The sequence below is a fragment of the Sphingomonas sp. PP-CE-1G-424 genome, assembly GCF_004341085.1.
Taxonomy (GTDB): domain Bacteria; phylum Pseudomonadota; class Alphaproteobacteria; order Sphingomonadales; family Sphingomonadaceae; genus Sphingomonas.
Genome location: NZ_SLXW01000002.1, coordinates 1,070,886 through 1,086,068 on the forward strand (window position 1 = coordinate 1,070,886; position 15,183 = coordinate 1,086,068).

The 15,183-nt window shown below is 64.8% G+C and carries 9 protein-coding genes; 8 read left to right on the forward strand and 1 reads right to left on the reverse strand.

The features are described 5' to 3' along the window. Positions 1-55 precede the first annotated feature (55 nt). Positions 56-1,261 carry an acetyl-CoA C-acyltransferase gene (locus C8J43_RS10130; RefSeq protein WP_133030730.1) on the reverse strand — a complete coding sequence of 402 codons (1,206 nt, stop codon included), beginning with the start codon at positions 1,259-1,261 and terminating at the stop codon, positions 56-58. A gap of 75 nt (positions 1,262-1,336) precedes the next feature. On the opposite strand from C8J43_RS10130, the gene C8J43_RS10135 reads away from it, so the two are divergent. From C8J43_RS10135 to C8J43_RS10170, 8 genes are all read left to right on the forward strand, one after another. Next, a complete protein-coding gene (locus C8J43_RS10135; RefSeq protein ID WP_056050651.1) occupies positions 1,337-1,588 on the forward strand; it encodes a hypothetical protein in 252 nt (83 codons plus the stop codon). Further along, positions 1,581-2,336 carry an A24 family peptidase gene (locus C8J43_RS10140; RefSeq protein WP_133030731.1) on the forward strand — a complete coding sequence of 252 codons (756 nt, stop codon included), beginning with the start codon at positions 1,581-1,583 and terminating at the stop codon, positions 2,334-2,336. The genes C8J43_RS10135 and C8J43_RS10140 overlap by 8 nt, the downstream gene beginning before the upstream one ends. Then, positions 2,333-2,779 (forward strand): hypothetical protein, encoded by a 447-nt coding sequence (locus C8J43_RS10145; protein WP_133030732.1) that lies wholly within the window; start codon positions 2,333-2,335, stop codon positions 2,777-2,779. The genes C8J43_RS10140 and C8J43_RS10145 overlap by 4 nt, the downstream gene beginning before the upstream one ends. A 94-nt stretch (positions 2,780-2,873) precedes the next feature. Beyond that, a complete protein-coding gene (locus C8J43_RS10150) occupies positions 2,874-5,108 on the forward strand; it encodes a BamA/TamA family outer membrane protein (RefSeq protein ID WP_133030733.1) in 2,235 nt (744 codons plus the stop codon). Then, positions 5,108-9,349 (forward strand): translocation/assembly module TamB domain-containing protein, encoded by a 4,242-nt coding sequence (locus C8J43_RS10155; protein WP_133030734.1) that lies wholly within the window; start codon positions 5,108-5,110, stop codon positions 9,347-9,349. Before C8J43_RS10150 ends, C8J43_RS10155 begins: the two co-directional genes overlap by 1 nt. A 69-nt stretch (positions 9,350-9,418) precedes the next feature. After that, complete coding sequence (locus C8J43_RS10160) at positions 9,419-10,903, forward strand: NAD(P)/FAD-dependent oxidoreductase (RefSeq protein ID WP_133030735.1); 1,485 nt, start codon at positions 9,419-9,421, stop codon at positions 10,901-10,903. 446 nt (positions 10,904-11,349) lie between these two features. After that, positions 11,350-12,702, forward strand: coding sequence for an EAL domain-containing protein (locus C8J43_RS10165; protein ID WP_207893354.1), 1,353 nt, complete (start codon positions 11,350-11,352; stop codon positions 12,700-12,702). 146 nt (positions 12,703-12,848) lie between these two features. Then, positions 12,849-15,179, forward strand: coding sequence for an ATP-binding protein (locus C8J43_RS10170; RefSeq protein ID WP_165899588.1), 2,331 nt, complete (start codon positions 12,849-12,851; stop codon positions 15,177-15,179). Positions 15,180-15,183 lie beyond the last annotated feature (4 nt).

Consider the following 15,183-nt stretch of genomic DNA (forward strand, 5'->3'; position numbering starts at 1 on the left):
TGGAGAGCAACCCACCCCCGACCCCTCCCTTCAAGGGAGGGGAGAAGTCAGCGGATCAGTTCATCAATTCCACCGCCATCGCCGTCGCCTCGCCGCCGCCGATGCACAGCGAGGCAAGCCCGCGCTTCTGGCCCGTCGTCTCCAGCGCCGACAGCAACGTCGCAAGTATCCGCGCACCGCTAGCCCCGATCGGATGACCGAGCGCGCATGCGCCGCCATGGATATTGACCTTCTCATGCGGCAGGCCGAGGTCGCGCATTGCGATCATCGCGACGACGGCGAAGGCTTCGTTGACCTCGAACAGGTCGATGTCCGACGCCGACCAGCCGGCCTTCTCCATCGCCTTGCGCATCGCGAACACCGGCGCGGTCGTGAACAGCGCCGGCGCATGGGCATGCGCGGCATGCGCTACGACGCGCGCGATCGGGGTGATGCCGAGTCGGTCCGCAACGCTAGCCCGCGTCATCACCAAGGCCGCCGCGCCGTCGGAGATCGACGAGGCGTTGGCGGCGGTGATCGTGCCGTCCTTCGAGAAGGCGGGCTTCAGTGTCGGGATCTTGGCGACGTCGCCCTTGGCCGGCTGCTCGTCGAGCGAGACGGTGGTCGTGCCCTTGCGGCCGGCAATATCGACCGACACGATCTCGCGGTCGAACGCGCCGGACTTCTGCGCGGCTTGCGCCCGGTGGAGCGACTCGATCGCGTAGTCGTCCATCTGCTTGCGCGTGAACTGGTATTCGTGCGCGGTGTCCTCGGCGAAATTGCCCATCAGCTTGCCGGGTTCGTACGCATCCTCGAGCCCGTCGAGATACATGTGGTCGTACATCCGGTCATGCCCGATCCGCGCGCCGCCGCGGTGGCTTTTCGAGAGGTACGGCGCGTTGGTCATGCTCTCCATGCCGCCCGCGACGAGCAGGTCGACCGAGCCCGCCGCCAGTGCATCGGCCGCAAGGATCGCCGCCTGCATGCCCGATCCGCACATCTTGTTGACCGTCGTCGCCTCGACGTGATCGCCCAGCCCGGCGTTGATTGCCGCCTGTCGCGCCGGCGCCTGGCCAAGCCCGGCTGGAAGGACGCACCCCATGTAGATCCGCTCGATCTCCGCGGCCGACACGCCCGACCGCGCGACCGCGCCACGCACCGCATCGGCGCCGAGCTGCGTCGCGGTGGCGCCGGCAAGCGCGCCCTGGAACGATCCCATCGGCGTGCGCGCGTAGGACAGGATGACGATGGGATCTCGATCGGCGGCCACTTCACTCTCCATGTATTCTTGTGCCCCGTATCTGGGGTTGATGTGCGGCAATACAAAGCACCACGGGATGCGCCTAGACCTCTCGTCATGGAAACACTCATCACGACGCTCAAATGGTCCGCCGCAGCATCCGGTGTGATCGCCGCGTTCATGGTGTCGCTCGACTTCGGCCGGCGCGTGACGGGGTGGGGGTTCGTGCTGTTCGTCGGCTCGTCGATCGCGTGGCTGAGCGGTGCGGCCTTGACCGGAGACTGGGCGCTGGGCACGCAGAACATCGTGTTGTTCGGGATCAACCTCCTCGGCGTGTATCGCTACCTGGTGCGGAAGACGGGTGTCTGAGGCTGCGTTCTGGGCGGTGTTGCTGGGGGTGCTCGGGGCGATCATCGGCAGCTTCGTCGCGGCGCTGGTGACGCGCTGGCCCGACGGGCGATCGGTGATGCAGGGGCGATCGGCGTGCGATGGCTGCGGGCGAACGCTCCGCGCGGTCGAGCTGGTGCCGCTGCTGAGTGCGCTCGTCCTGCGTGGCTGGTGCAAAGGGTGCGGCGTCGCGATCAGTCCGGTGCATTGGCGGATCGAGCTGGCGGGGCTTGTGATCGGCTTGGCTGCGGGGTTCGTCGCGCCGGGGGTAGTCGGCATCGCCGGCGCGGTGTTCGGATGGCTGTTGCTCGCGCTGGCAAGCCTCGACCTCGTCGTGTTCTGGCTGCCTGATCGACTGACGATGCTCCTCGCCGCGACCGGGCTCGTCAGCGCCGCGCTCGGCATCGACCCGCCGCTCCCCGGGCGATTGGTCGGGGGACTCGCCGGGTTCGGCATGCTGTGGCTGGTCGCGTTCGGCTACAGGCATTTGCGTGGCCGCGACGGGATGGGCGGCGGCGATCCCAAGCTGTTCGGCGCGATTGGCCTATGGCTCGGGTGGCAGATGTTGCCCGCCGTCCTGCTGATCGCGAGCATGATCGGGCTCGGCGTCGTCCTCGCCGCGCACCTCAAGGGGCGTAGTATGGCAGCGGACACCGCGCTCCCGTTCGGCGCGTTGCTGGCGATCGCGGCTTATCCCGCGTGGCTGTTCATGATAGGCCTGACGCCATGATCTCGCTCGCTCTTATGCTCGCGCTGCAAGCCGCGGCCCCGTCTGCCGCGGCCAATCCGGGGGCGAATCCAGGTCCCGGCCCCCTCGGCGCGATCGGCACGCAGAAACTCCCGACCAAGGGATGCGCCGCGTATCTCTGGAGCATGGACGCCGGCCGGCAGCTCGTCGCGATGGCGACCGCCGACCCCGCGCAGGTCCGCTTGGCGATCGACGGCAAGACCAACGACTACGCGATGACGACGCAGTCCCCCGCGATCGGCTTCGGCTTTGGCGGCGTCACGCAATACCGCGGCGGCGACGTCACCGCGACGCTCGACATGGCGGTCGCCGTCCGCGCCGACATCTCGGCGGGCGCGACCGTGACGTCCGCGACGCTACGGATCGACCGTCCCGGACGCGATACGATCGTCATGCCGGTCGGTGGCCTAATCGGCTGTGTCTGAGGTTAATTTTTGTGAAACCAAGCCGTCCTATGTGCGTTACGTGGACGAAGATGGGGGTGAATCGAGCACGATCGCTGCCTGCAAAGGGGATCGTGTGACAGCTTCTAACCGCCGGCATCATTGGCTCGCTCTGGCGTTGGTAGCGTCGACTACAGGTTTTACCGGGGGATTTGCGGGCCTCGCTTCCGCACAGCTTGCCAAGCCGGGCACCGCTCCGGCCAAAGGCCCCGACGCGCCCAAGCCCAGCGATCAGCCGCAGTCGAACGATCCGCGTTCCGACGCGCCGATCGTGCCCGACGCCGAGTTCGACAGCGCCCTGCCGCCGTTGAGCGGGGATCTCAACGCGCCATTGGAAGCGATGGCGCCGCTGCCCGCTCCTACGACCCAGGCAGCCGGCCAGACACCCGCCCAGAAACCGGCGACACCCGCCACCGCGACGACCCCGGCGACCACGCTGGCCGGCGACGTCCTGCCCCCGACCGGCCCCAGCGATCCGCAACTCGCGCAACCGCTGACGCCGCTGTCGAGCTTCGACACGACCCCGCTTCAAACCGCGGCGGATATCAAGGACAAGGACGCTCCGGAAATCCGCTACGAGACCGCCACCAAGGGTCTCGACAAGGCGGGTGACGGGCTCGAAGGTGAATACAAGGCGCTGTCCGCTCTCGCCGAGGGCAAGGGCAAGGCCGCGAACGCCACGCAGGTCGCAGCGCGCGCGAGTGAGGACGAGGCGCTGGCGGTGCGGTTGCTGAAGTCGCTCGGCTATTACGATGCGACGGCGATCTCGACGATCGAGACGATCCCCGACGCCGACAAGACCAAGCCCGCGCGGCTGAAGGCGACGGTCAGCGCGCAACCCGGCCGGCTCTATTCGCTGTCGTCGATCACCGTGAAGGCGGACGCGACGACGCCCCCCGATCTCGTCCGTACGCAATTGCCGCTCAAGGTCGGCGATCCGATCGAGGCCGCGCGGATCCAGGGCGCGGAGGCGAATGTCAGCCTGACGCTGCCGCAGCAGGGCTATCCGTTCGTCAAGGTCGGCGAGCGCGACATCCTGCTCGACGACCAGACCCCGACCGGCGCGTACACGCTGCCCGTCGATACCGGACCGCGTTCGTCGTTCGGGCAGCTTCGCACCGAGGGCGATCCGGTTTTCAATCTCGAGCATCTGAACCTGTTCCCGCGGTTCAAGTCGGGCGAACTCTACGACAACCGGATGACCGACGATCTGCGCGATGCGCTGGTCGCGACGTCGCTGTTCTCGACGGTGTCGGTCGAGCCGGTCCGCACCGGGACGATCAATCCCGACGGCACCGAGCAGGTCGACCTGCTGGTCCGCCAGAGCGAGGGCAAGCCGCGTTCGCTCGGCGGCAATGTCGGTTTCTCGACAGGGCAGGGCTTCCGCGCGGAGGGCACGTGGCAGCACCGCAACCTGTTCCCGTACGAGGGCGCGCTGATCGCGTCGGTGATCGCCGGTACGCAGGAGCAGGGTCTGGCGGGCACGTTCCGCCGCGCCAACGCGGGCAAGCGCGACAAGACGTTCAGCCTGACCGCCGGCGCGAACCATTCGAATTACGACGCCTACGACGCGTTCACGACCAGCGTCGGCGTCCGCTGGAGCTATGATTCCACGCCGATCTGGCAGAAGCCGCTGACCTATTATTACGGCGGCGAACTCGTGGGCACGAACGAAAGCGTCTACGACTTTACGCAGGGCAAGGACGTTCGCCGCACCTACGGCATCGTCGCGCTGCCTGGTCAGGTGAAGTTCGATCGCTCGGACAGCCTGCTCAACCCGACCAAGGGCTATCGCCTGACGCTCAACCTTAGCCCCGAAACCTCGGTGCAGGGGTCGGTGAAGCCGTACGTCCGCACGATGATCGAGGGGACGTTCTACTATCCCGTCTCCAGCAGCATCGTCATCGCGGGCCGCGCCAAGGCGGGCTCGATCCAGGGCGTCGACCGCGACGATCTCGCCCCCTCGCGGCGCTATTACGGCGGCGGCGGCGGTTCGGTGCGCGGTTACGGCTATCAGCGGCTCGGGCCGTTCGATCCCAACGGCAACCCGGTCGGCGGCCGCTCGCTCAACGAATTCGCGCTGGAGGCTCGCTACCGGTTCGGTGATTACGGCATCGTGCCGTTCATCGACGCGGGCAACAGCTATGAGAGCAGCACGCCGAACCTGTCGTCCCTGCGCTACGGCGCGGGCATCGGCGGGCGCTTCTACACCAGCTTCGGCCCGATGCGGTTCGACGTCGCGACTCCGCTGAACCCCCGCAAGGGCGACGGCAAGGTCGCCCTCTATATCTCGATCGGGCAGGCATTCTGATGGCCGAAAACGGCACTCCGCACGTCGAGACGACGCACGAAACTATCATCGTCGAACGTCGCCCCTTGTGGCAGCGCATCCTGAAATGGCTGGCGATCCTGGTCGTCGGCCTCGTCGCGCTCGTCCTGATCGTGCTGTTCGGGATCAACACCGATCCGGGTCGGCGCCTCGTCGCCGACCAGATCGGCGGCTACACCACCGCATCCGGGCTGAACATCAAAGTCGGCCGGATCGATGGCTCGATCTACGGCGCGATGACGCTCAGCGACGTGCGCGTGTCGGATCCCAAGGGCGTGTTCCTGACCAGCCCGAAGCTCGCCGTCGACTGGCGCCCGTTCGCGTTCGCCAAGAACCATGTCGACGTGCGCTCGCTGACCACGCCGCTGGTCACGCTGCAGCGCCGCCCGGTGCTCAACGCAACGCCGACCGATCCCAACGCGCCGCTGCTGCCCGATCTCGACATCGACGTGAACCGACTGGTGATCGATCGCTTCCTGATCGCCAAGCCGGTCACCGGCCAGACGCATATCGTCAAGATCGACGGCGCGGTGCACATCGCCGACAAGCGCGCGCAGTTGACCACCAACGCGACCGCGCTGACCGGCCCTGGCATCGCTGGCGGCGACCGCCTCGTGCTCAAGCTCGACGCGGTGCCCGAGCGAAACAAGCTCGACGTCAACGTGAAGCTGACGGCGCCGGTCGGCGGCGTCGTCTCGACGATGGGGTCGTTCAAGGCACCGTTGACCGCGACCGTCGATGGCCGCGGCAGCTGGGCCTCGTGGCAGGGTCGCGCGGTCGCGACTTTGGGCGGCGGACAGTTGGCGAACCTCGGGCTGACCGCCAAGAACGGTCATATCGAAGTGCGCGGTTCGACGCGTCCCGGCCTGTATCTCGAAGGTCCGGTCGAGCGTCTGACGTCGCCACAGCTCGACGTGGCGATCGATACCACGCTCAACGACCGCAAGGCTGACACGCGGATGACGCTGAAGTCGGACGCGCTCGCGGTCGACGCCGGTGGTCTGATCGATCTCGCCAACAGCCGGTTCGGCAATTTCGCAGTCAACGCGAAGCTGCTGACCCCGGGCGCGATCCTGCCGAACCTTCGTGGTCGTGACGTCACGGCGCGCGTCGTGCTCGACGGTGCGTTCGCGACGCCGACGGTCGATTACAAGGTCCGCGCCGCAACGATCGCGTTCGGCGACATGGGCGTCGAGAACCTCTACGCCGAGGGTCTCGCGCGCGTGAACTCCGACCGCATCCTCGTGCCAGTCAAGGCGCGCGCACGTCGCGTGACGGGGCTCAATGCCGCCGTCGGCGGGCTCGCGACCAACGTCGCGATCGACGGCGACTTCGCGATCTCGGGCGTCAACGTCCTGTCCGACAACCTCAAGATCCGCTCGGACAAGATCGACGCGACCGCGGTGGTCGTCGCGAACATGGCGACCGGTCGCTACACCGGCGCGCTCAAGGGGCGGATCAACAATTACCGCGTCGACGGGATCGGCATCGTCAACCTGACGACCGACGCGAAACTGGTACCGGGCCCCAAGGGCGGCTTCGGGATCACCGGCCGCGTCGTCGCGCAGACCTCGCAGATCTTCAACGAGGGCGCGCGCAGCTTCCTCGGCGGCAACGCGATCGTCCGCTCGGACATCGGCTACAGCCCCGAAGGCATCGTCACCTTCCGCAATCTCCGGATGAACGCGCCACAGTTCCGTGTGACGCGCGGCGAAGGCCGGTTCGATCCAGCCACCGGCGCGGTGCTGGTGAACGCCGATGCCTATTCCACCGCCTACGGCCCGTTGTCCGCTCGCGTCACGGGCAGCGCGACTGCTCCTGTCGTCGTCCTGCGCGCACCGCGTCCGGGCGTCGGCGTCGGCCTCGTAAATCTCAATGCGCGGATCGTCGGCCGCGGCGGCGCGTATGCCGTCACCGCGAGCGGCGGTACCAACTACGGCCCATTCACCGCCGACGTGCTGGTGAAGCCGGGCGCACAACTCGCAGTCGACGTGCGCCGCGTGGTGTTCGCCGGGATCGTCGGCAGCGGCCGCATCGTCCAGACTGCGGCCGGCCCGTTCGCGGGCGCGCTCCAGTTCGCCGGACAGGGCCTGTCGGGCAACGTGCGCCTCGCCAACCAGGGTGGCTACCAGCGCGCCGACGTCGCGGCTCGTGCCAACGGCGCCAAAATCCCCGGCATGGTCGACTTCACCATCGGCCGCGCGATCGTCAACGCCACTGCGGTGCTGACCCCGACGCCACAGATCGTCGCCGACGCGCAGATCGCTGACATGCGCTACGGCGCGATCGTCCTCTCGGCAGCACGTGCGAAGGTCAACTACGTCGGCGGCAACGGCACGGCACAGGCGCTGCTGACCGGCTCGAACGGCGTCCCCTTCCGCCTAGCGGTCAACGCCAAACTCAGCCCCAACACCTACCTAGTCGCTGCCCAGGGCCAGGCCAACGGCATCGACTTCCGCACCGTCAACCCGGCGCGCATCCAAGCGGTGAAGGGCGAATATCGCCTGTCGCCGACCCGGATCGACTTCGGTGGCGCAGGCGGTGGCTCGGCGCGCCTGGCCGGCAGCTACGGTCGCGGCACGAACGCGCAGGTCCGGCTCGATCGCCTCGACCTGTCGACGCTCTCCGCTCTGGTCCCGAACCTCGGCATCGGCGGCAAGGCGACCGGCAGCCTCGACTTTGCGCAGGCGAACTCGGCCGCATTGCCGACTGCAGACGCCCGCATGACCGTCGTCAACTTCACGCGCTCGGGCCTCGCTGCCGTCTCCGATCCCGTCGACATCGTGTTCGCCGGGACGCTCGGCGGCGACGGCGCGACCGGTCGTGCGCTGGTGCGTCGCGGACCGTCGGTCATCGGCCGCATGGTCGCCAACCTCCGGCCGCTGCCGGCGGGCAGTGGCTCGTGGAGCACGCGCCTGATGGCCGCGCCGCTGTCGGGCGGAATCCGCTACAATGGCCCATCGGCAGTGCTGTTCAGCTTTGCCGCGATCCCGAACCAGCAGCTGTCGGGGCCGATCGCGGTCGCCGCGGACTTCTCCGGGCGGCTGTCCGCGCCGCAGCTGAACGGCGTCGTCCGCGCTGATAACCTGACCTATGACAACGAGACCTATGGCACGCGGCTGTCGCAGATGCGGATCGCCGGGCGGTTCTCGAACACCGACCTGCAACTGACGCAGCTCAATGCGAAGGCCGGCGACGGGACCGTGCAGGCGCAGGGCACGATCGGGTTTGCGGCGGACAGCGGGTTCCCTATCGACATCCGCGCGACGCTGAACAATGCGCAGCTCGCCAAGAGCGACGCGATCAGCGCCACCACGACCGGCACGGTCCACCTTACCAACGGGCGCGATGGCGGCCTGATCCAGGGCGATCTCCAGATCCCCGAGGCTCGCTACCAGATCATCCGCCAGGGTCAGGCCGAGGTTCCCGAACTGACCGGTGTTCGCCGCAAGAGCGACATCCGGACGCCGGTCTCGACCGATCGCTCGGACGTGCCTGCGATCGGCAAGTTCAAGCTCGACCTTCGTGTCCGTGCGCCGAACCAGCTGTTCGTCTCGGGCATGGGCCTCGAATCCGAGTGGGAGATGGACATGCACATCGGCGGCACGTCCGCCGCGCCGATCGTCACCGGCGGCATGGACGTGGTCCGCGGCACCTATTCGTTCTCGGGCAAGCGGTTCGAGGTGAACAAGGGGCAGATCCGCTTCCGTGGCGGCGCGCTGACCGACCCGGATATCAACATCCAGGCGACCACGACCACCAGCGACATCACCGTCGTCATCAACGTCACCGGGACTGGCCAGAAGCCGCAGATCGCGTTCACGTCGACGCCGGTCCTGCCGCAGGACGAAGTGCTTAGCCGCCTGCTGTTCGGCTCGAGCCCGGCCAATCTGTCCGCGACCGAGGCGATCCAGCTGGCATCCGCGCTGAACTCGCTGCGCGGGTCGGGTGGCGGTGGTCTGAACCCCCTCGGCAAGCTGCGTTCGGCAACCGGGTTCGACCGGTTGCGCGTCCTCGGCGCCGACCAAGCGACCGGCCGCGGTACCAGCCTCGCGGCGGGCAAGTACATCACGAAGAACATTTATGTGGAGATCGTGACCGACGCGAAGGGCTTCACCTCGACGCAGCTCGAGATTGCGCTGACCAAGGCGCTGAGCCTCTTGTCGGCCGCGGGATCGAGCGGCGGGCAAAGTGCGAGCGTCAAATATACGAAGGACTATTGAGTAAAGATCACAACAGGATAGGTTCGGTTCTGAAACCTACGGCGTAACGCCGGGGTGGGAGGATGCAGCATGACCGAACATGTCGACGTGATCGTGGTGGGCGCCGGCATTTCCGGGATCGGCACCGGCTATCACCTGCAGACGCGCTGCCCCGACCGCAGCTACATGATCCTCGAGGGCCGGCAATCGATGGGCGGGACGTGGGACCTGTTCCGCTATCCCGGCATCCGCTCCGACTCGGATATGCACACGCTCGGATTCGTCTTCCACCCCTGGACGGCGGCCAAGTCGATCGCCGACGGCCCCTCAATCCGCGCCTATGTCGAGGAGACGGCGCAAGCGTACGGCATCGACCGCAAGATCCGCTACGGCCATCACGTGAAGTCCGCTGCGTGGTCGACCGAGGACGCGCGCTGGACGGTCGAAGCGACCGGCCCCGACGGTCCGGTAACGCTGACCTGCAACTTCCTCTCGATGTGCGCGGGCTATTACAATTACGCCAAGGCCTATTCGCCCGAGTTCGAGGGGGCAGACAGTTTCGCCGGACAGATCGTCCATCCGCAATTCTGGCCTGAGGACCTCGACTATAGCGGCAAGCGCGTCGTCGTGATCGGCAGCGGCGCAACCGCCGTGACGCTGGTTCCGTCGATGGCGAAGACCGCGGCGCACGTGACGATGCTCCAGCGCTCGCCGACCTATATCGTCGCGCGGCCGGGCGAGGACGGCGTGGCGAACTGGCTGCGCGGGAAACTGCCGGCAAAGGCTGCGTATGGCATCACGCGGTGGAAGAACGTGCTGATGGGAATGTTCTTCTACCGGATGGCGCGGAAGAAGCCTGCCGTCGTGAAGGAGCGGATGATCGGCATGGTCCGCGATCAGCTCGGCCCCGACTATGACGTTGCGACGCATTTCACCCCGCGCTACAATCCGTGGGATCAGCGCGTGTGCCTCGTGCCCGACGGCGACCTGTTCACCGCGATCAACACCGGTACAGCCTCGATCGTCACCGACACGATCGCGCGAATCACGCCCGACGGCATCCATCTCGATTCGGGCAAAGACCTGCCTGCCGACGTTATCGTCACCGCAACAGGCCTCGAACTGCAACTGATGAGCGGGGTCGCGTTCAGCGTCGACGGCAAGCCGATCGAACTCGCCAGGCGGCTGCAATATAAGGGGATGATGTTCGACGGCGTGCCGAACCTGTCCTCGACCTTCGGCTACACCAATGCGTCGTGGACGCTGAAGGCGGACCTGACCGCGGTGTACGTCTGCCGCTTGCTCAACACGATGAAGAAACGTGGGTTGCGGCAAGCGACACCGAAGAACGACGATCCGAGCATGAAGCAGGAGGCGTTCCTGGATTTCACCTCAGGCTATGTGCAGCGGGCTGCTGCGGCTCTGCCGGTTCAAGGCGAACGCAAGCCGTGGAAGCTGAACCAGAATTACGCGCTGGATCTGCTAGCGTTGAAGTTCGGCTCGGTCGACGATTCGATGAGGTTCTCGAACTCGGCGACGCTTCATCCGCTACATGCTGGAGTGACGTCGGCCTAACCGTCGATTCGGCTGGTGAACGAGCGCTGTTCGGCAATGTAATAATAGGAAAACGGAATTGGTGCAATTTGCAGCCAATGAGGTTTTATTTGAAGTAACGTTCGAATGTTTTATCAAGGACACGCTTGGACAGCCCTTATCAAAACCCGGTAGCCATTGACTAATAACGGTTAAATGTCGGTCCGGAAACCTGACGCGCCAACTGGTGGCGAATCTGTATCCGGACCGACAAACGTTATTCACCAAGGACGGATGGTGATTCCGAGTACAGAGGCAATGATCTTCAGCATGTTTATGCTCCCTTATGGGCACCGTTACCGGTGCCCGTACAACATATCACTAATGCGGCGTTAAACAATCATCTTTATAGTCTGTTAACCATACATTATACGTGTGCGTCGTTTGCAGTTAAGGGTATGTTTAGGGCTCGCCGATAGCACGGCCGGATGAGCGAACATCCGTACTCGCAGATCGAGTGCAGCCCGACGCAACCCGATGCGCGGCTGGTCGATCCGGTGTTGCTCGGCGAACTCCGGCAGGACGGGATCTGCGATCGGGCGCTGAACGGTTGGCGGTTCCTGATCCTGGCAGAAATCGCCAACTTTGCAGCGCTGCGACGCCACCTCGGCAAAGCCCGTTCGGAGACGTTGATCGTCGATTTCGGCGCACGGGTGCGCGAAGCTCTGCCGGACGGGCGCATCGTTGCGGTCGGTCGCGAAATTCTGGAAATCGCGTTTGAGAGTGGGGCTCGGCTTGCGCTCGATGTCGCGATCGCCGCGCTGGAAGGTGCGTTCGAACGTCCATTCGATATCGACGGCGAGACCCACGATATCCAGGCACGCCTCGGTGGTGCCGCGGCGGCCCCGCATCGCGACGAGGTTCACCTGATCGAGGCAGCGGAACAGGCTTTGGCGGAGGCGCGTATCGAGCGCACCCCAGTCGCGCTCGACGTGGCTGGAAGCACGGAGGCAATCGATCGGGCTCAACTCGTCCGGGACTTGCCCGTCGCGATCGAAAACGAAGAGCTTTTTCTGCAGTATCAGCCGAAGGTGCACCTCCGGCGGCAGCAGATCACCAGCGTGGAAGCCCTTGTCCGTTGGAACCATCCGACCCGCGGACTGGTGTTGCCGGGCGACTTCATTCCATTGGCTGAAGAAACCCACGATATCGTCGCGCTGACCCTGTGGACGATCCGTCGATCGATCGAGGACCAGAAGATATTGTCGCGGGCCGGGCACGATCTACGGGTGTTCATCAATATCTCGGGCGTGCTCCTGGCAGATGCGTGGTTCGTCAGGCAGGCATGTTCGTTGGTCGAGCAGAGCGGTGCACAACTCGGGTTCGAGATCACCGAAACGTCGGTCATTCGCGATCCCGAAAGCGCGATCGCGAACCTCAAGGTCTTTGCCGAGATCGGCATCGTCATCGCAATCGACGACTACGGGGCGGGGTTGTCTTCACTGGCGTATCTCAAGCAATTGCCGGCGCGAGAATTGAAGATCGACAAGCTTTTCGTCACGCAATTGACGAGTTCGAACCGCGACCCGCTGATCGTTCGCTCGACCATCGATCTCGCGCATGCGCTGGAAATGGAAGTCGTCGCGGAAGGCGTGGAGACGCCCGCGGCGATGGCGCTCCTGTCGGTGATGGGGTGTGACATGATCCAGGGATTCCTGATCAGTCGTCCGATCAATATCGATGCGCTGATCCATTTTCTCGACGACGGCAAGGCGCTGGCGCTGGCCACCGACGTCCGGGCGCCATTCAATCGACTGGCGACCGTGTGGAAGCGCGCCTGATCTCCCGCATTCTTCGAAGTCTCGCCCTAATCATGGTGGTAGTGCTTTTGGGGGGGGCGCCCTCGCCGGCAATGGCAACGCCGCCGTCGCCAGCGAGGGAGGCAAATGAGGGCTATGCAGACGCTGTCGCTGAGGCGAAAGCCGCAATGCTCATTAATCCTCAGCAGGCGTTGATCAAAGCGATAGAGGCCGAGCGTCTTGGTTCACGGATTGCGCAGGTCGATGACCGCAGCGTTGCGATCGCTACGGCGCAATGGCTTCAGGGCGAAGCGTATCTGCGGACCAACAAATCGGACATGGCGGAAGCTCCTATCGAGAGCGCAATCGCCCAAGTCGCACGGCACCAACCCAAATCAAAGCTTCACGGCGATCTTCTGCTGTCCTTGGGCTGGTTGGACAGCAATCGGGTGCGAATGGGCGACGCATTGCGGGATTATCAAGGAGCGTTCGAGATATATCGGAAGCTCAACGATCCCCGCGGGCAGGCGCGTGCTCTCGTCTTCATCGCTTCGCTGTACGATCAAGCCCGCGAGCAGCAAACTGCGCTGAAATACTTCCAGCAAGCGCTGGACATATACCAGTCTGACGTGAACCTTTCTCTTTCGATCCATAATAACCGAGCGCTCTCCCTTGCGTTACTGCGCCGCTACCCGGAGGCGCGAGACGAGCTTGCCAAGGCCCTGTCTATCGCAAAGATTCTTGGAAGTCGGAACCTGCTCGAGCAGATCTATATCAATATCGCATGGATCCAGCTCAAGATCGGTAATCTGTCTCGGGCCGAACAAGCGTTGGTATTTGCGCGCAAGGTGGCAGACACAAGCGATCTGGGACTTCGAAGCAGATTGTTGGCAACGGATGCGCAAATCTCATTGCAGCGCGGCGATATCGTGCAGGCGCGCGCGTTGATGGTCAGATCCTTGGTCGGCCTTAGTCCAACGGACACCGACATGACCTACAGAGATGTCCACCAGACTGCGTACGACATTTATAGCATGATCGGCGATGCGAAGGGCGCCTTGGGGCAACTTCAAGCCCTTAAGCGAATGGATGACGACGCAACCAAACTGGCGACGGACACCAAGACTGCGCTTATGGCGGCACGGTTCGACTTCGCTAACCAGGAACTAAAGATAAGCCAGCTCAAGGCGACCGAACTGCAACGGAGCATCGCGTTTGAACGCGCGCATGCGCAGACCCAGCGCTATATGTTTATCGGTGCATCGGCCGCGGTGGCGGTGGTGATCGCAATGCTGGCGGTCGGGCTGGTCACGATTCGCCGCAGCCGCGACCGTGTGCGGGCGGCGAACGACGACCTCGCCGTGACCAATGATGCGCTCGGCAAAGCGCTTGCCGCCAAGACCGAGTTCCTGGCGACCACGAGCCATGAGATACGGACGCCGCTCAACGGTATTCTCGGCATGACGCAGGTGATGCTCGCGGATCGGGCGCTCGGGACCGCGATCCGCGACCGCCTCGACATCGTCCACGGCGCCGGTGTCAGGATGCGCGCTCTGGTCGATGACATTCTCGACGTCGCCAAGATGGAGACGGGGAATTTGACGATCGAGTCCGCGCCGTTCGATCTTCGCGCGACGGTGATCGACGCGACCCGGATGTGGGACGAGCAGGCCCGTGCCAAGGGATTGTCGTTCGTCGTCGACCTGGACGGCTGTCCGGACATGATCATGGGTGATGCTGCGCGAGTCCGACAGATCGTGTTCAACCTGCTGTCGAACGCGCTCAAGTTCACGACGGCGGGCGCAGTGGCGCTGACGATCGACGTCGCGACCGACGATCGGCTCCGCATTGCCGTCACGGATTCGGGTATCGGCATCTCGCCGGACAAGTTCGAGGAGATATTCGAATCGTTCAAACAGGCCGATGCGGGCACGACGCGGCAATTCGGCGGTACCGGGCTCGGTCTCTCGATCTGCCGCAATCTGGCGCGTGCGATGGGCGGCGAGGTGTCGGTCGGCAGCGCGATCGGTCGCGGCGCGACGTTCACGTTGACGCTCCCCTTGATCCGCGCCGAACCTATCGCGATCACCGAACGCTGCGCCGTTGAGGGCACGGTAACGCTGGTGCTCGATCGCAACCCGATCACCCGCAGCATGTTCACGACGTTGCTCACGCCGCGTTGTGGTCCGGTCGGGTGCGCGACGTCGGTCGACGAAGCCATCGCAAGACTTGATCTGGGTAATGTCGCGCGCGTGCTGATCGACGACGCGACGGTACGAGGGCAGGGCGATCATATCGCAGCGCTGACGCGGATCGCCTACGCAGCCGCATCGGCATGTGTTGAAACGACGTTGCTCTGGCCCATTTCGGCTGATCGGGAACGCGAGGAATTGCTCGCGACAGGGATCACGCGCGTCGTGGCAAAGCCGGTCAGCGGGGCCGATCTTATCGCGGCAGTTTTACATGGATCAGTTTTAAAAAACCACTCAATTCCTGACCTTGTATCTCACGCTGCATGACGCG